Here is a 15,829-nt window from a genome sequence, read left to right on the forward strand (position 1 = left end):
GGGCGCGTGCCGCGGCCGGGACGGGCCCGGTGGCGCGCACGGGCACGGTGGCTGGCGGCGCAGCGACGGCGACGGCGACGTGTGACAAGCGGTCCTCCCTCGTTCCCACCGGATGTCACGTGTCGGCGGGCCCTTCGGTTCAGCCGGCGAGCACGTCGGCGTGGTGCAGCACCACCTCGACCCGGCCGGCGGCGGCCTCGACCAGCCGCCACTGGGTATACGTCCGGACCGGGCCGGCCAGATGCGGTCTTTCCTCGACGGCCGCCCCGACCCAGCCGGTCAGCCACTCGGCGGTCAGCGCGGCCTGCGCCGGGCCGAGCCGCCACGGGGTGGGCCGCACCGCCACCTCGACGCCGTGCCGGCCGAACGCGGCCACGGCGGCGTCCACCGCGTCCGGACCCAGCAGGGTCCGCCCGTCGACGGTCCGCCGCTGGTGGGCGTTGAACGCCTCGGCCAGCTCGTGGTCGAGCGGATCGGCCGGGGTGAGCTCGACCCGGCCGGACACGGTGAGCGCGAACAGCGTCGGATGGCCGGCGCACGGCGCCACCATCCGGTCGACCTCCTCGGCGGTGAGCATGTCGAGCAGCGCCGACGCGGTCACCAGGTGGGCGTCGGCCAGGTCGGCGTCGGTCAGCCGGGTGATGTCCGAGTCGCGGGTGGTCACCGTCACGGGGGCGCCGTCGGCGGCGGTGAGCCCGCCGCCGGCCAGCGCCAGCAACGCCCGGTCGCGCTCGTGCAGCACCCAGTGCTGCGGGCCGGGCAGCCGGGGGGCGAGCCAGCGGGCCATCGAGCCGGTGCCGCTGCCCAGGTCGTGCACGACCAGCGGGCGGTCGGCGGGCAGTCGGTCGCGCACCGCGTCGGCCAGCTCGACCGAGCGGGCCGCCGCGTCGGCGGGCTCGCGCAGCCGCAGCCAGTCCGCGAAACCGGGTGGGAGTGAGGTGGTCATGCCGCGGTCGCCTCCGTCAACGCCGTGGCCAGCCGGTCCACCGTGACCGACCAGCCGGTGAGGGTGTCCCGCCGCAGCCGGGCGGCGCGGCGCAGCCGGTCCCGCAGGCCGGGATCGGTGAGCCAGCGGCGCAACGCGGCGGCGGTCGCCCCCGCGTCGTCCGCCGGCACCAGCAGGCCCGGCCGGTCGCCGCCGGGGGCGTGCCCGAGCGTGGCCGGCAGGCCGCCGGTGTCGGCGGCCAGCACCGGTACGCCCCGAGCCAGGGCCTCGGTCACCACCATGCCGTACGTCTCCCGCCGCGAGGGCAGGACCAGCAGATCGGCGGCGGCGTACGCGCCGGCCAGGTCCACGCCGGTGCGCGGACCGGGCAGCCGGACCCGGGCGGCCAGACCGGCGCCGGCGAGCCGCCGGCGCACCAGGTCGACGAACGCCGGATCCCGGTCGAGCGGGCCGATCCAGTCGCAGGTCCAGTCCAGGTCGGCGATCTCGGCGAGCGCAGCGGCCAGCACGTCGTGGCCCTTGATCGGGGTGACCGCCGCGACGCAGAGCAGCCGGCCGCCGCCGGGCGTGCCGGGGGCGACCGGCGCCGGTTCGACCCCGGGCGGGGCGACCGTCACCCGGTGCGGGGCGAGCCGGTGGCGGGCCAACAGCCGCCGCCGGGTCCAGTCGCTGGTCGCCACCACCGCGGTCGCCGCCGACAACGCCCGCCGCTCGCTGTCGTCGTCGATCGGCAGGTGCACCAGCACCACCAGACGCAGCCGTGCGGCGTGCGGGGCGAGCACGTCCGGCACGGTGGACGCGACCAGGCCGTCGAGCAGCACGGTCGCTCCGTCGGGCAACCCGCCGAGCAACCCGCCCAGCGCGGCCCGCTCCCGTCGACCGGGGCGCGGCCAGCCACCCGGCACCGGGTGCTCGCGCACGCTCCAGCCGAGCGCGGCCAGCCCGTGGCAGACGTGCCGGTCGTAGGCGTTGCCGCCGCTGGGGTTCGCCGGGTCGTCGATGTCGCCCGGCAGCACCACGTGCACGGCGGTCATCCGGTCACAGCGACCGCTCGTAGCTCGCCCAGGCGACGTGCGACTCGTGCAGCGTGACGGTGATCCCGGCCAGCCCGCGCGCCCCCTCCCCCAGCCGACCGGCGTGCACCGCGTCGGCGAGCCGGTCGGCGACGGTGCGGGCCAGCACCTCGGTGGTGGTGTTCACCCCGGCGAACGCCGGCTCGTCGTCCAGGTTGCGGTAGGTCAGCTCGCCGAGCACGGCCTTGAGCTGCTCGGTCGCCAACCCGATGTCCACCACGACCCCGTCGGCGTCCAGCTCCGGCCGGCGGAACGTGGCGTCGACGACGAAGGTCGCGCCGTGCAGCTTCTGGGCCGGGCCGAAGACCTCGCCGCGGAAACTGTGGGCGACCATCATGTGGTCCCGGACGGTCACGCTGAACACGTTCACTCCTCGCCGTAGGTGATGAGATGACAGAGCGCCGGCAACTCGCCCGAGGCCAGCCGGTCCAGCACGTCGGGCAGGTCGGTGAAGCGGGACCGGCCGGTGAGCAGCGCGTCGAACGCCGGGTCGGCCAGCAGGTCCAGGGCGAGGGCGAGCCGGTCGGCATAGCCGCGGTCGGCGCGCCGGGGCGACACGGTGCCGACCTGGCTGCTGCGGATGCCGAGCCTCCGGGAGTGGAACGCGCCGCCGAGCGCGAGGGTGACCGGCCGGTCGCCGTACCAGCTCAGCTCCAGCACGGTGCCCTCCGGGCGGAGCAGGTCCAGGCCGCGTTGCAGCCCGTCGGCGCTGGCGCTGGCATGCACCACCAGGTCCCGCTCGCCGGTCGCGTCCGCCGGCAGCGCGAAGTCGACGCCGAGCGCCTCGGCCACCCCGGCGCGGGCCGGGTCGGCGTCGACCAACTCGACCCGGACGCCGGGGAACCGGGCCAGCAGGGCGGTCACGCCGCACCCGACCATCCCGCCGCCGATCACCGTGACCCGGTCGCCGACCAGCGGCGCGGCGTCCCAGAGCGCGTTCACCGCGGTCTCCACGGTGCCGGCCAGCACCGCGCGCTCCGCCGGCACGCCGTCCGGCACGACCACCACGGCGTCGGCCGGGACCACGTAGGCGCTCTGGTGCGGGTACAGGCAGAACACGGTGCGCCCGCGCAGCTCCGGCGGGCCGGCCTCGACCGTGCCGACGTTGAGGTAGCCGTACTTGACCGGCGCCGGGAAGTCGCCGGACTGGAACGGCGCGCGCATGGTGGCGTACTGGTCGGCGGGGACCCGGCCGGCGTAGACGAGCGTCTCGGTGCCCCGGCTGACCCCGGAGAAGAGGGTACGGACCAGCACCTCGCCCGGGCCGGGCGGATCGAGTCGGACCGGGCGGATCTCACCCTCGCCGGGGGCGCGGAGCCAGAAGGCGTGGGCGTCGACGGTCACGAACCCTCCTCATGTCCCGCGTTCCGACCGAGTTGTCGATCATAAACACGGAGGCGGGGCGGCCGTGGTTCGAACCGCCCGGCGTCGTCGCCGATCAGGCGGCCCGTCGCCGCTGCCCGGCGACCCGGGCGTCCGACTCGCCACGGTCGGCGCGCCGGCCGACGTCCCCGGCCAGGCGCATCGCCCGGCGCGCGGCCTCCAGCGGCCCGCACGGCGCCGGCCGGCCGGCGCACAGCAGACTGGCGCACCGGCCGGCGGCGTCCGGTCGGTGCGCGGCGGCCACGTCGTAGGCGGCCCGCCACAGCAGCGGGTCGGTGACGCCGCGAGGCAGCGCGGCGTCCTGACTGGACCTGCTCCGGCTCGTCTCGGACACCGGCGTCCCCCTTCGGTCGTGACTCCCCGTATCAATCACCCGGTGGGTCGAGATCAAACGTGCCCGACCTCACCCGCTGACCGGGGGCCTGCCCTGCCAGGGCCAGCGACCGTCCAGCTCCACCTCCAGGGAGAAGCTGAGGAACGTGCGGACCAGCACGATCAGCGCGAGCACGCCGACGCTGGTGAAGGTGGGCGACACCGCGACCGTCCGGATAATGTCGCCGCCGACCAGGAACTCCAGGCCGAGCAGGATGGCCCGCCCGACGCCCTGCCGGTACGCCCGATAGTGCGCCACCACCTCCCCGCTCCGGGCGCAGCGCACCGCGAACACCACCGTGGCGACCGCGACGCCCACCGCGATGACCAGCACCCCGGCCAGGTCCAGCGCCGCGCCGATGTGCTGGATGATCTGCTTGGTCGGCACCCGACACCCCCGTACGCCTCGGTCCCAGCCTGGCCTACCCGGGGGCGACGGGGGGCGGTTTCCCCCGCCGGCTCAGTCCTGCGCGCGCCAGCGGTAGAAGACGTCTGCCACCTGGTCCTGCGGACCGTGGCAGGACTCCGGCCGGTACGGCTCGACGTACGGGGCGAGGTCCCGCATCACCTTGCCGAAGGCCGGCTGGTCGGCGTGCTGGTCGCGGGTGGCCTCGGCGGCCGACGACTCCTGCTCCAGCAGGTGCACGTAGACGTCGTCGATCGAGTAGAGCCAGCGCCCGGTGACGCCCAGGTCCCGCGGGAGCGACCCGGCGTCGGACTCGCCGAACACCCGGGCCACGTCCGGCTCGGCGCCCGGCTTGATCCGCCCCACGATCACGGTCAGCGTGGTGTGCGCGGGCGGCTCGCCCTCCGGGGCCCAGTGGTAGAACTCCTTGGCCACCGAGTCCGACGGGTTCTTCCAGTAGCGGGGGTACGGCGTCACGTACGGGCCGATCTCCTCGGCGATCTTCTGGAAGGCGGGCAGCCCGCGGGTCTGCCCGGAGATCCTCGGGTCCTGCTCGCGCTCGATCACGTGCAGGTAGAGGTCGTGGTGCGACAGCAGGTACCGGCCGATGACGCCGAGGTCCTGCGGGCGGGTGACCTGGTCGTAGTGGCCGAAGACGTTGCCGACGATCTCCTCGCTGCCGGGGACCAGGTGGCAGACGATCACGTTCCGGAAGACCATGACGTGCTCCTTTGGCTGGTGGGCTAGACGGTGAAGGTGACCGGGAGTTCCAGCAGGCCGCGGAAGGGCGAGGCGGCGGGCAGCCGGCGCACCTGGGCGGGCGGGACCGCGAGCCGCAGCCCGGGCAGCCGGCGCAGCAGCGCGGCGAGCGCGAGCAGCGCCTCCATCCGGGCCAGCGAGACGCCCAGGCAGTAGTGCACGCCGTGACCGAAGCCGAGGTGCGGACCACGGACCCGGCGCAGGTCGAGCCGGTCCGGGTCGGTGAAGTGGGCGGGGTCGTGGTTGGCCGCGTTGATCGCCACCCCGACGATCGACCCGCGCGGGATGCGTACCCCCTGGTATTCGACGTCCTCGGTGGCGATGCGCGGGCTGGCCACCGGCAGCGGGCCGTCGAACCGCAGCAGCTCCTCGATCGCCGTCGGCAGCAGGCGCGGCGTGGTCCGCAGCAGCTCCAGCTGCTCCGGGTGGGTGAGCAGGGCCAGCACCGCGTTGCCGAGGAAGTCGGCGGTGGTCTGGTGCCCGGCGAACAGCAGCAGGAACGTGGTGGTGACCAGTTCCGCCTCGGTCAGGGTCCGGTCCCGGTCGACCGCGTCCACCAGCGCGCCGATGATGTCGTCGGCCGGGTCGTCACGCTTGGTCCGCACCAGGTCGGCCAGGTAGTGGTGCAGGCGGAGCTGCGCCTCCTGCACCGCCGCCCGTTCCTCGGCCGGGGGTCGGCTGGTCGAGCCGGAGGTGCGGCTCACCTGGGTCCAGTCGAGCACCCGGTCGTGGTCGGCGGGCGGCACGCCGAGCAGTTCGCAGATGACCGTCATCGGCAGCGGGATGGCGAAGTCCCGCATCAGGTCCGCCTCGCCCGCCGGCGCCATCTTGTCGATCAGGTGCTCGACGATCGCGGCCACCCGGGGGCGCAGCGCCTCGATCCGCCGGGGCGCGAACGCCTGCGACACGACCCGGCGCAGTCGGGTGTGCTCCGGCGGGTCCGAGTTGAGCATGTTGCGGTTCAGGCCCTCCGAGTTGGGGCCGAAGATCCGCAGGTAGTGCTGGTCGGGTCCGTAGAGGTCCTTGGACAGCCGGGGGTCGGTCAGCGCCGTGCGCGCGTCGTCGAAGCGGGTGATCAGCCAGGAGTCGAAGCGGGGCGAGCCGACCGGGCAGACCGGCCGCCGCGCGCGCAGCCGGGCGAAGGTGGGATAGGGATCGGCCGCGAACCCGTCCGTGTACAGCTCGCTCGCCGGCACCACGTTGTCGGTCATCGGGCCTCCCCCGGCTCGCCGGCCACGCTGTGCAGCACCTGGTAGGTGTGCCGTTCGGCGGACTCGCGCAGCTCCCGGACCGCCCGCAGCAGCCGGTCCCGGTGCGCGCTGCGCCCGAAGGCGTCCAGCCGCTCCCGGTCCGCCCAGTCGCTGATCACCAGATAGCTGCGCGGGTCGTCGGCGTCGCGGACCAGGTCCTGGTGCAGGCAGCCGTCCAGGGTGCGGATCTCCTCGGCGGCGCTGCGCCACTCCGCCTCGAAGCGTTCCTCGCAGCCCTGGCGGGTCCGCATCGCCAGGACCGTGCGGACCCGGCTCACCGCGCGCCGCCGAAGACCAGGTGCAGGTGCTTGCGCAGCGCGTCGGCGTCGACCGGGGCGCCGCGGAACCCGACGTGCCCGTCCGGGCGGATCAGGTAGAGCCCGGTGCCCGCCAGGCCGTACCCGGCGCGGAACCGGCGGTCGGCGTCGCGCAGCACCGGCGGGTCGGCCAGCCGCGGCTCGGCGACGTCCGGGTCGAGCAGCAGGTACGCGTCGAGTTCCCCGCCGGCCTGCCGCCGGGCGTCGGCGCAGAGGCCGGCGAACCCGGCCAGCTCGGTCGGGTCGGCCGTGACGTCGGCGTAGAGCAGCAGCGTGTGCCGGGTGCCCCGGGTCAGGTCCCGCAGCCGCAGCGGGTGCCCGACGCCGCGCCGGCGCAGCCCCTCCACGTCCGGCGCGCGGTCGCCGGGCCGGGGCGCGTCGCCGAGCGCGGCCGGGTCGGCGACGGTCTCCCCGACCAGCGGGCTGCCGGCGTAGCTGAGCAGCAGGGACATCTCCTGGAGGAACTGCCGTTCCAGGTCGGCCCGGTCCAGTTCCTCGGTGCCGGCCATCCGCACCGCGCGGCCGACGATCTCCTCGCCCTCCGGACGCCGTTCCGCCTCGTAGCTGTCCAGCAGGCCGGGGGCGGCCTGCCCGCGCACCGCCAGGGCCAGCTTCCAGGCCAGGTTCCAGGCGTCCTGGATGCCGGTGTTCATGCCCTGTCCGCCGGCCGGCGGGTGCAGGTGGGCGGCGTCGCCGGCGACGAAGACGCGGCCGTGGCGGTAGCGGTCGACGATGCCGTGGCTGATCCGGAACACCGACGACCAGCGCAGGTTCGACGCCCGGGTGCCGGGCGGGGCGAGGCGGTCGAGGGCGGCCTGCACGTCGTCGAGGGTCGGCTCGCCGAGTTCCTCGCTGAAACCGGGCGGGGCGTCCTGCCCGCCGGTGCGGGCGAAGAACCGGGGCGGGGCCAGGGTGGCGATGCGGTAGCGGTGCTCGCCGCGCAGCGGCACGCAGACCAGCATCCCGTCCATCCGCCCGTCGGTGGTGTGCAGGAAGCGCAGCAGGTGCCCGTCGGGCATGTCCCAGTCCACGTCCACGTCGACCAGCATGAACAGTTGCGGGAAGCGACCCAGGCCGCCGGTGAAGGTGAGGCCGAGCCGGTCCCGCACCCGGCTGTGCGCGCCGTCGCAGCCCACCAGGTACGCCGCGCGTACCGTCTCGGTGACGCCGTCGGCGGTGCGCACGGTGGCGGTCACGCCGTCGGCGTCCTGGGTGAGGTCGACAAGTTCCGCGCCGAGACGCGGGCGCACGCCGAGCGTGGCCAGCCGGGCGGTGAGGATGCGTTCGGTCTCGTACTGCGGCAGGCCGAGGTGGGCGTACGGCAGGCCGGGCAGCTCCCAGCTCATCCGATGGGTCTGCGTGCCGTTGACGAAGACCATGTTGCCGGTGAGCCAGATGCCGGCGTCCATCGCCTCCCGGACGACGCCCTGTTCCTCCCAGATCTCCATGGTGCGGCAGTGCACGCCGATCGCCTTGTCGGCCTGCCCGGCCGGGGTCGCGCGCTTGTCGATCACCCGGCAGTCGACGCCGCGCCGGGCCAGCTCGACGGCGGCGGTCAGCCCGGTGGGGCCCGCCCCGACGACGAGTACGTCAGTTGTCCTCTGCACGTCGGCCTCCCTGCCGGTGGTGCGGTGCCGCCGGTCGTCCCCGTCGGACGCGACGTGGAACAGGCGGCGTCGGATGTCGAGCAGGAACGGCGCGATCGGTCCGGCCTGCGCCGAGGCGTGGGCCGGGTCGCCGATCCAGGCGAGGAAGTCGGCCGCGCCGTCCCACTCGGCGAAGATGTGGTGGATGTCCGAGCCGGGTTCGCGCAGCAGTTGCTCGCGGCGGTATCCGGGTATCGCGGTCATCCGCCGGACCACCTCGGGGTAGCCCCGGTGGAACTCGGCGAGCCGGTCGCGCGGCACGGTCAGCTCGACGTCCACGTAGACCGGGCCCGGCCCCTCCCCGGTCTCGCGCAGCAGCGGATAGTCGGGGCCGCCCGCCGGCTCGGTCAGCGGCCGGAGCAGGTCGGCCAGGCGGGTCGCCACCGGCCCCTGCCGGTACGCGCGCAGCGCCGCCTCGTCGGCCCACTCGGTGACGACGACGAAGCCGCGCGGGTCCAGGGCGTCGCGCAGCAGCTCGTGCCGGAGGTTGCCGGCCAGCGCGCCGAGCTGCCCGGCGACGGTCTCGAAGGCCGGTCCGACCGCGGGCTCGCACCCGCGACGGGCGCGCAGCCGGAGCATCGTCCTGATCATGCAGCCCCCTCGCACGGTGCGGTCGTCGTGCCGCGACCCTGCCGCAGCGCGCGTCACCCGGTCGTCACCGTCCGCCCGCCACGTGTCCGGTCCCGGTGACGCCGCCGGGACGCTCGTGCCGACCGCGCGGCTCGGCGCGCACCGAGCGCGGGCTTCCCGGCGCGCGCCGGCGGGCCTGCCGGCGCGGCCCGGGCGCGACGCTGTCCTGGCCGGTGGCCGGCGTGGCGCGGACCGGCGCTCAGACGAGCAGGCGGGCCAGTTCGGTGCGGGAACGCACGCCCAGCCGGTGGAAGACGTTGCGCAGGTGGTGGTCGACGGTCCGGGTGGACAGTGACATCCGGGCGGCGATCTCCCGGTTGGTCGCGCCCTGCGCGACCAACCGGGCGATGTGCAGCTGCTGCCCGGTCAGCAACTGCTCCGCGCCGCGGCGCACCGGCCCGACCGACTCCCCCGCCGCGCGCAGTTCCTCGCCCGCCCGGTCGGCCCAGACGGTCGCGCCGAGCAGGGTGAACGTCTCCCGGGCCCGGTGCAGGTGTGCCCGGGCGTCCCGGGGCCGGCGGCGGCGGCGCAGCTCACGGCCGAACAGCAGCTCGGTGCGGGCGCGCTCGAACCGGTCGGTGTCGGCCGGGTGCAGTCGCAGCGCCGCGCGGAACTCCCGCTCGGCCTCCGCGCCGCCCCGGGGGGCGAGCAGCGCGCGGCAGCGCGCGGCCAGCGCCCGCCGCGACGGGCTGACCGTGCTGCTGGCCCAGTGGTCGAACACGGCGAGCGCGGCGGACGGCCGCCCGCCGTCCTGGGCCGCGGCCTCGACCAGGTACGGCGTGGCCATCACCTGCACCAGCACCTGTCCCCGGCCGGTGCCGGTGCTCCCCAGCGCGGACAGCCGGGCGACGGCGTCGGCGTACCGGGCGTCGATCAGGTCCAGGACGCCGAGCGCCCAGCGGGCGTACGCGTCCGGCCGGCTCCCGGGGGCGGCCCCGTCCCCGATCTCGGCGATCCGGGCGAGCGCGCCGTCCCGGTCGGCCCGTACCGCCGCCAGCACCGCGAGGATGCCGAGGTGCACCTGGGCGCAGGCGTGCTGACCGGCGGCGCGGGCGACGCGCACGCCCTCGCGGGCGGTCCGCGCGGCGGCCTCGTGCCGGCCCAGCCAGTATTCGGAGACGGCCCGCAGCTCCAGCGCCCGGGGCAGTAGGGACAGCTCACCGCACGAGCGGGCCACCTCCACCGCCCGGCCGGCGAGCCGGTGCGCGGGGCCGTCCACCGCCACCAGCAACGCGGCCGCGGCGGCGCACACCAGCGCGGCGGGGGTGAGCGCGGGTCCGGTCAGCCGGCCGCCGAGGACGACGACCCGGCGCAGCGCCGGACCGCCGCGCGCGTGGTCGCCGCGCAGGGTCGCCCCGACCCCCGAGGCGAAGGTGCCCAGCAGGTCGAGGTCGGGCGGGTCGCCGGGCCGCCGCAGCGCCTCGGCCCGGCGCGCCACCTCGGCGTACCGGTACTGGTCGCCGGTCACGCAGATGGCCTCGCCGGCGCGAACCAGCGCGAGCAGGGCGGCCCGGCGGTCGGTCGGCGCGAGCGCGTCGGCCGCGGCCAGCAGCGTCGCGACCGCGGCGGCGGGCGCGTCGCACCGCAGTTGGATGTCGCCGCGCACCAGGTCGGCCGGGCCGGCCGCCGCCGTCCCGGCGGTCAGCCGGCGCAGCAGCCCCCGGGCCTGCTCCGGATCGCCCGCGGTCCAGGCGCAGCGGGCCGCCGCGATCGTCAGTTCGGCCGCCCGCCCGGGGTCGGCGGCCAGGTCGGCGGCGCGGCGCAGCGCGACGGTCGCGGCGGCGCGGTCGGGCGCCCGGTCGACCGCGGCGGTCAGCTCGGCGGCGAGCACGTCGGCCGGGCAGTCGGCGGCCGTGGCGTGGCGCAGCGCCTGGCCCAGCGGACCACCGGCGAGCGTGCCGGCCAGGAGCAGGTGGGCCGCGCGCAGGTCGGCCAGCGGCGCGACGGCGGTGAGCATCCGCCGGGCGAGCGGGTCCGGGAACGTCACCCCGCCGGGTCCGGTCCGCAGCAGGCCGGCGGCCTCGGCGGGGGCCAGCGCCTCGACGGTCAGCCCGGCCGCCCAGGCGACCCGGACCAGGGCGCCGGCGTCGTCGCCGGGATCGAGCGCGGCGAGCAGCACCATCCGCCGGGTCGGCTCCGGCAACCGGTCGAGGCGGGCCCGGTACGCGGCGGCGAGCGCGCCGTCCACCGGCGGCGCGCCGGGCAACGGCTCCTCGCCCCGCCACTGCGCCGGGGTGAGCGTGTCGGCCAAATCGGCGAGCGCGGCCGGGCTGCCGCCGCTGAGGGCGGCCAACGCGGCGGCCACCGACGGCGGTGGCAACCCCCGGCGGGCGGCGAGCATCGCGTGGCACTCGTGGACGTCCAGCGGGCGCAGCCGGTGGGCCGGCACGCCGTCGACCGTGGAGGCGGCGGTCAGCAGCAGCGCGACCGGCAGCCGGCGCAGCCGGCGGGCCACCACGGCCAGCGTCCAGGCGCTCTGCGGATCGCCGCTGTCGAGGTCGTCCACGGTGCACAGCAGCGATCGCCGCCCGGCCGCGGCGGCGAGCAGGGAGCGCACCGCCGCGGCCAGGGCCAGTCGCTGCTCGGCCGGGCACCCGCCGCCGCCGAGGGCGCGTCGGAGCAGCCGGCGCTGGCGCGCCGGCAGCGCCGCGTCCGCGTCCAGCACCGGGTCGAGCAGGCGGTGCAGCCCGGCGTAGGGCAGGGTCGCCTCGTCGGCCACGCCGGCGCCGCTGAGCACGCTCCGCGCCCCCGCCCGCCCCCGGGCGTACGCCAGCAGGGCGCTGCGTCCGGAGCCGGGCGGGCCGTGGAACAGCAGCGTGCCGCCGTCGTCGCCGTCGAGGAGTCGGCGGATCTCGTCGCACTCGTCGTCCCGGCCCCACAGGGAAATATGCACTGTCGATGCAGGAACCATGCATCCAGTGTCACCTATGGATAACCCGCCGGAAAAGAGGCGGACACGGTGCGGGGTGGCCGCCGCGGCGACCACCCCGCACCCGGGCGGACTCAGGAACTGGGGCAGGTGTTGCGATACTCCTCGATCGCCGAGCCGCTGGGACCGGGGCAGAGGAACTGCTCGTAGCGGGTGTCGTCGTCGACGAACCGCTTCAGCCAGGCCACCGCCTGCTTCGCCAGCGGCGTGTTCACCACCTGCGGGAAGAAGTGGCTGGCCCCGTCCAACTCCAGGTACGCCTTCTCCGCCGACGCCGGGATGCTGGTGTAGAACGGGATCGAGTGGGTCGCCACCGGCGCGATGGTGTCGGCCTCCCCGCCGATGATGAGCGTCGGCACCCGCACCTCGGACCAGGTCTTGTCCAGGTTCCACGGCGCCAGTGGCACGGCGGCCTGCAACGACGGCCGGGCCGCGGCGGCCTCCAGGGTGCCGCCACCACCCATCGAGTGCCCGGCCACGGCCAGCCGGGACGAGTCGATCCGCCCCCGCACCGCGCTGCGCTGGGTCAGGTAGTCCAGCGCGGCCAGGAGCTGGCGGCCCCGGCTGGCCGGCTGGTCCAGCAGCGTGTAGGTCTCGATGCCGATCACCACGAAGCCGTGCGAGGCGATCCGCGGTCCGAGCCAGCTCAGGCTGGACCAGGTGGCGGTGTAGCCGGGCGAGATGGCGACCGCGCCGAAGGTGCCCTCGGCGGTGCTAGTCGGGTAGTAGATGACGCCACCGCCGAAACCGGTGACGCTCCACGAGGAGACGCTGTACGACGAGGTGGCGAACGGGCCGCGGCTGGCCTCCAGGATAGCGTTCGTCGGCGCCGGGCCGCGCTCGTAGGGGCTCGCCGCCCCGGCCGCGGCCGGGGCGGCCAGGGCGCCGCCCGTGGCGAGCACGGCAGCCACGGCGAGTCGGGCGAGGGCACGGACGGGGGTGCGGGAACGGGTGGTGGTGGGCACGTCGGTCACTCCTCGGGCCGCAATTACATCGACATGCGTCAGCATCGATGCCGGGGCCGCCGCGCGCATCGGTGAAATCACCGGTCCCCGCGCCGAGGTCAGGGCCCGGCGCGCGGCCGGAGCGCCGGCGACCAGGTGACGTCGTAGCGCTCACCGGCCACCGCCTCGGCGAACGCGGCCGACGCGGCCGGTGACCCGGCGATGCGCCAGTCCCTCTCCTTGTCCACCTCGAACCAGATCAGCCCGATCAGGCCGGGGTAGCGGGGCAGCGAGCCGAACGTGTCCCGGATCCACCGGGCCTTGTGCCCGGTGGTGTCGGCGGCGCCGGTCTCGGTGACCACCATCGGCTTGTCGGTGACCTTGCGGATCCCGCCGAGGGTCGGGCCGAAGATCTGGTCGAACGACCAGTACGTCTTGGCGAACGTGCCGCTGCCGTAGTAGCCGGTGACACCGACCCAGTCGACGTAGTCGTCGCCCGGGTAGAGCCCGGTGAGCCCGGCGGTCGTCTTGTCCCAGCGCGCGTTCGGGCTCCACACCCAGGTGACGTTCGTGGCGCCCGCCGCGGCGAACACGTCGTGCACGTGCCGCCAGGCCCGCACGTAGTCACCGGGACGGTTGCCGTTGACCCGCTCGCACCACGGGTACCAGTCGCCGTTCATCTCGTGCGCGAAGCGGATCGCGACCGGGTAGCCCAGGGAGCGTACCCCCTGCGCCCAGGACCGCAGGTAGGCGTCGAAGTCGCCGCGCGCGACGCGGGCCAGCCGGTAGTCCGGCTGGGTGGCGCGCAGCCGGTCGACCTGCCGGTCGGTCAGGCCGGTGCGCCGGGCCGCCTGGTCGACGGTGTGGTCCCATGGCTCCCAACCCAGCATCGGCATCATGCCGCGCGCGGCGATCCGGTCGAACAGACTCCGGTCGAACGCGGCGGACGCCCAGTCGGCGCCGAAGAGCATCACCTGCGGCGCGCGCCCGGCCGCCTCGACGAACCTGTCCACGGGAGCGAAGTCGTACGGCCCGGAGTCGGTCATCACGCCGATGAACGCCTGCCCGGCCGGCGGGAAGAGGCCGCCGTCGGGGCTCGGCGCGGCCACCGCCGGAGCGTGCCGTGGCGCCGCGACCCCGGAACCCGGGTCGCGCCACACCCCGGGCGCCACCACGAAGGCGTACGCGAGCAGCAGCACCCCGGCCAGCGCCAGGCCCACCCGGGGCAGCGTCGGCCTCAGCACGGCGCGCCCCCGTCGGTCACGGTCCGGGCCACCGCCGCGACCGGGTGCTGCCGGGGGGCGCCGGCGGTCCGGTCCCGGCCAGCCCGCAGGCTCTCCACCCAGGAGATCAGCGGCGGCGCGAGCCCGGTGACAAGTGTCAGCGCCGGCCAGACCCGCAGCAGCGGGTAGTCGTGGTCCAGCGCGAAACTCGCCCCGAGCAGCCCGGCGGCGCCCAGCGCCCAGCACAGGTGCAGCCGGAACGTCCGCGGCGACTCCACCGTGCGCAGCGCGCCCTTGGCGGTGACCACGAAGCCGAGCCGGCGGCGCAGCAGCGCGCCCCCGGCGGCGGCCAGATAGACCGGCCCGGCGAACAGCGCGAGCGCCATGCCGACCATCCCGATCTCCTCCCGCTCGTGCGGCGCGATGTTGAACCGGCGCAGCCAGAGCCACAGCAGGAACCAGGTGCCGAGGGTGGCGCCCCACAGCGTCGCCCACACCTGCGGGTCGAGCCGGCCCGCGGCGACGCCGGTGAGCAGGTACAGCGCGGTGGCGACGTTGCCCAGCAGCAGGCTGACCGCGACGCTGGGGTAGTAGAACTGGAGCAGGCGGTACTGCCAGCGGCGGCGCGACGGCAGCTCGCGCGGCGCGCGCAGCTCACGCCGGAGCAGGATCTCGCAGATGCCGGCCGCCCAACGCCTCTGCTGGTTGAAGTAGTCGGCCCAGGAGGTCGGCCCCTCCCCCAGCGCCACCACGTCCGGGGTGTAGACGCCCTTCCACCGCCGGCCGGTCGCCTGGTTCACGGCGGCGTGGATCCGGATGCTGGTGAGGTGGTCCTCGATGATCGAGTCCTGGTAACCGCCGATGGTCCGCCAGGCCGCCGGGCGGTAGAGGTGACCGGTGCCGGTGAGCAGCGGCGCGTCCAGCCCGTTGCCGCCGCGCGCGATCACCCCGTTGTAGAGGTACTGCTGCACCGAGGCGCCGTGGGCGACGAAGTTCTGGTGCATGTTGCCGTACACCTGGGGGGTCACCACGAACGCCACGTCGGGGTCGCGGAAGTAGCCGAGCGTGCGTTCCAGGAAGTTCGGCAGCGGCACGTGGTCCGGGTCGACGTTCGCCACCACGTCGTAGCGGTGTTCGTGCTCGGCCCGCCAGGCGTTGTGGTTGCCGGACTTGGTGCGGGCCCGAAACTCGCCGCGTGGCTGGTTGTACTCCGGGCGGCCGGTACGGGTGAAGTGGCGCACGCCCAGGCGCGCCGCCATCGCCCGCACCGCCGGGTCGTCGCCCTCGTCGAGGATCCACACGTCGACCTGTCCGCAGTAGACGATCTCCCGCAGCCGGCGCAGGGTGCGCTCCGCGACGTCCAGCGGCTCCTTGCTCGGGACGATTGTGGTAAGCAGGGCCACCCGCAGGCCGACCGGCGGATCGACCGGCACCGGGTCCTTGGCGTGGAAGGCGAAGGTCCACACCACCGCGTTCTGCGCCAGGCGGATCAGCTCGATGCCGACGACCACGCAGAACGCGAGCCGGGCGGCGGCCGTCTGCCAGCCGTCCCACCCGACGACGCCCGGGCCGGGCACGTGCCGCGGCAGCAGCAGCCAGCCCACGAAGATCAGGCCGGCCGCGCTGTTGACCAGCACCAGCAGGGTCAGCACCAGTCGCGCGCGGGCCGAGGCGGCGGGGCGGAACTCGACCGTCGCGTCGGGGCGGCGGGGCGGACGCAGCGGCCCGGTGGTGGCGCCGCACCGGGCGTACGCCAGGCGGGCCCGGACGTTGCGCTGCCGGCGGTCCGGCCCCGGCTCGGCGTGCCGCCCGGGTGGGGCGGGCGGCGGCGGGCGGTCCCCCGCGGTTCCCGGCCGGGTGGCGCGGGACAGGCGTGTATCGGCGGCGACGGCCACGTTTCCCCCATGGTCTGCATCGGGCTCGCCCGAACCCGCACCACGCTAAGCTGACA

General features: G+C 75.8%; 14 protein-coding genes. All 14 read right to left on the minus strand.

The features are described 5' to 3' along the window. Positions 1–139: 139 nt before the first annotated feature. Positions 140–946, minus strand: a complete 807-nt coding sequence (locus AB0H28_RS15415; protein ID WP_358039500.1) for an SAM-dependent methyltransferase — start codon at positions 944–946, stop codon at positions 140–142. Then, on the minus strand, positions 943–1,980 hold the full coding sequence (locus AB0H28_RS15420; protein ID WP_358039503.1) for a glycosyltransferase family 4 protein: 1,038 nt from the start codon (positions 1,978–1,980) through the stop codon (positions 943–945). Before AB0H28_RS15420 ends, AB0H28_RS15415 begins: the two co-directional genes overlap by 4 nt. A gap of 4 nt (positions 1,981–1,984) precedes the next feature. Beyond that, positions 1,985–2,383, minus strand: coding sequence for a 6-carboxytetrahydropterin synthase (locus AB0H28_RS15425; RefSeq protein ID WP_358039506.1), 399 nt, complete (start codon positions 2,381–2,383; stop codon positions 1,985–1,987). Between the two features lie 2 nt (positions 2,384–2,385). Continuing rightward, positions 2,386–3,363, minus strand: coding sequence for a dehydrogenase (locus AB0H28_RS15430; protein WP_358039509.1), 978 nt, complete (start codon positions 3,361–3,363; stop codon positions 2,386–2,388). A 94-nt stretch (positions 3,364–3,457) separates the two neighbouring features. Beyond that, positions 3,458–3,736 (minus strand): hypothetical protein, encoded by a 279-nt coding sequence (locus AB0H28_RS15435; protein WP_358039512.1) that lies wholly within the window; start codon positions 3,734–3,736, stop codon positions 3,458–3,460. Between the two features lie 69 nt (positions 3,737–3,805). Next, complete coding sequence (locus AB0H28_RS15440; protein WP_358039514.1) at positions 3,806–4,162, minus strand: DUF1622 domain-containing protein; 357 nt, start codon at positions 4,160–4,162, stop codon at positions 3,806–3,808. 72 nt (positions 4,163–4,234) lie between these two features. Next, on the minus strand, positions 4,235–4,900 hold the full coding sequence (locus tag AB0H28_RS15445) for a TcmI family type II polyketide cyclase (protein WP_358039517.1): 666 nt from the start codon (positions 4,898–4,900) through the stop codon (positions 4,235–4,237). Positions 4,901–4,923: 23 nt separating this feature from the next. Further along, the gene (locus tag AB0H28_RS15450) at positions 4,924–6,150 is read right to left on the minus strand and encodes a cytochrome P450 (protein ID WP_358039520.1); all 1,227 of its coding nucleotides are present in this window, start codon (positions 6,148–6,150) and stop codon (positions 4,924–4,926) included. Beyond that, complete coding sequence (locus AB0H28_RS15455) at positions 6,147–6,440, minus strand: antibiotic biosynthesis monooxygenase (RefSeq protein WP_358039523.1); 294 nt, start codon at positions 6,438–6,440, stop codon at positions 6,147–6,149. The genes AB0H28_RS15450 and AB0H28_RS15455 overlap by 4 nt, the downstream gene beginning before the upstream one ends. A gap of 23 nt (positions 6,441–6,463) precedes the next feature. Then, a complete protein-coding gene (locus AB0H28_RS15460) occupies positions 6,464–8,743 on the minus strand; it encodes an FAD-dependent oxidoreductase (protein WP_358039526.1) in 2,280 nt (759 codons plus the stop codon). Between the two features lie 238 nt (positions 8,744–8,981). Next, a complete protein-coding gene (locus tag AB0H28_RS15465) occupies positions 8,982–11,675 on the minus strand; it encodes a LuxR C-terminal-related transcriptional regulator (RefSeq protein WP_358039529.1) in 2,694 nt (897 codons plus the stop codon). Between the two features lie 110 nt (positions 11,676–11,785). After that, positions 11,786–12,676 carry an alpha/beta hydrolase gene (locus AB0H28_RS15470; protein ID WP_358039532.1) on the minus strand — a complete coding sequence of 297 codons (891 nt, stop codon included), beginning with the start codon at positions 12,674–12,676 and terminating at the stop codon, positions 11,786–11,788. Positions 12,677–12,774: 98 nt separating this feature from the next. Further along, positions 12,775–13,899: a glycosyl hydrolase gene (locus AB0H28_RS15475; RefSeq protein WP_358039535.1), complete on the minus strand. Its 1,125-nt coding sequence runs from the start codon at positions 13,897–13,899 to the stop codon at positions 12,775–12,777. After that, a complete protein-coding gene (locus tag AB0H28_RS15480) occupies positions 13,893–15,773 on the minus strand; it encodes a glycosyltransferase family 2 protein (RefSeq protein WP_358039538.1) in 1,881 nt (626 codons plus the stop codon). The genes AB0H28_RS15475 and AB0H28_RS15480 overlap by 7 nt, the downstream gene beginning before the upstream one ends. Positions 15,774–15,829: the final 56 nt, after the last annotated feature.

Source organism: Micromonospora sp. NPDC050980 (genome assembly GCF_040653835.1).
In the GTDB taxonomy this organism is placed as follows: domain Bacteria; phylum Actinomycetota; class Actinomycetes; order Mycobacteriales; family Micromonosporaceae; genus Micromonospora.

Bases quoted from the DNA above. Each gene is read 5' to 3' on its own strand.
- AB0H28_RS15420 (WP_358039503.1), bottom strand. From the start codon at position 1,980: ATGACCGCCGTGCACGTGGTGCTGCCGGGCGACATCGACGACCCGGCG.
- AB0H28_RS15455 (WP_358039523.1), bottom strand. From the start codon at position 6,440: ATGCGGACCCGCCAGGGCTGCGAGGAACGCTTCGAGGCGGAGTGGCGC.
- AB0H28_RS15445 (WP_358039517.1), bottom strand. From the start codon at position 4,900: ATGGTCTTCCGGAACGTGATCGTCTGCCACCTGGTCCCCGGCAGCGAG.
- AB0H28_RS15450 (WP_358039520.1), bottom strand. From the start codon at position 6,150: ATGACCGACAACGTGGTGCCGGCGAGCGAGCTGTACACGGACGGGTTC.
- AB0H28_RS15415 (WP_358039500.1), bottom strand. From the start codon at position 946: ATGACCACCTCACTCCCACCCGGTTTCGCGGACTGGCTGCGGCTGCGC.
- AB0H28_RS15460 (WP_358039526.1), bottom strand. From the start codon at position 8,743: ATGATCAGGACGATGCTCCGGCTGCGCGCCCGTCGCGGGTGCGAGCCC.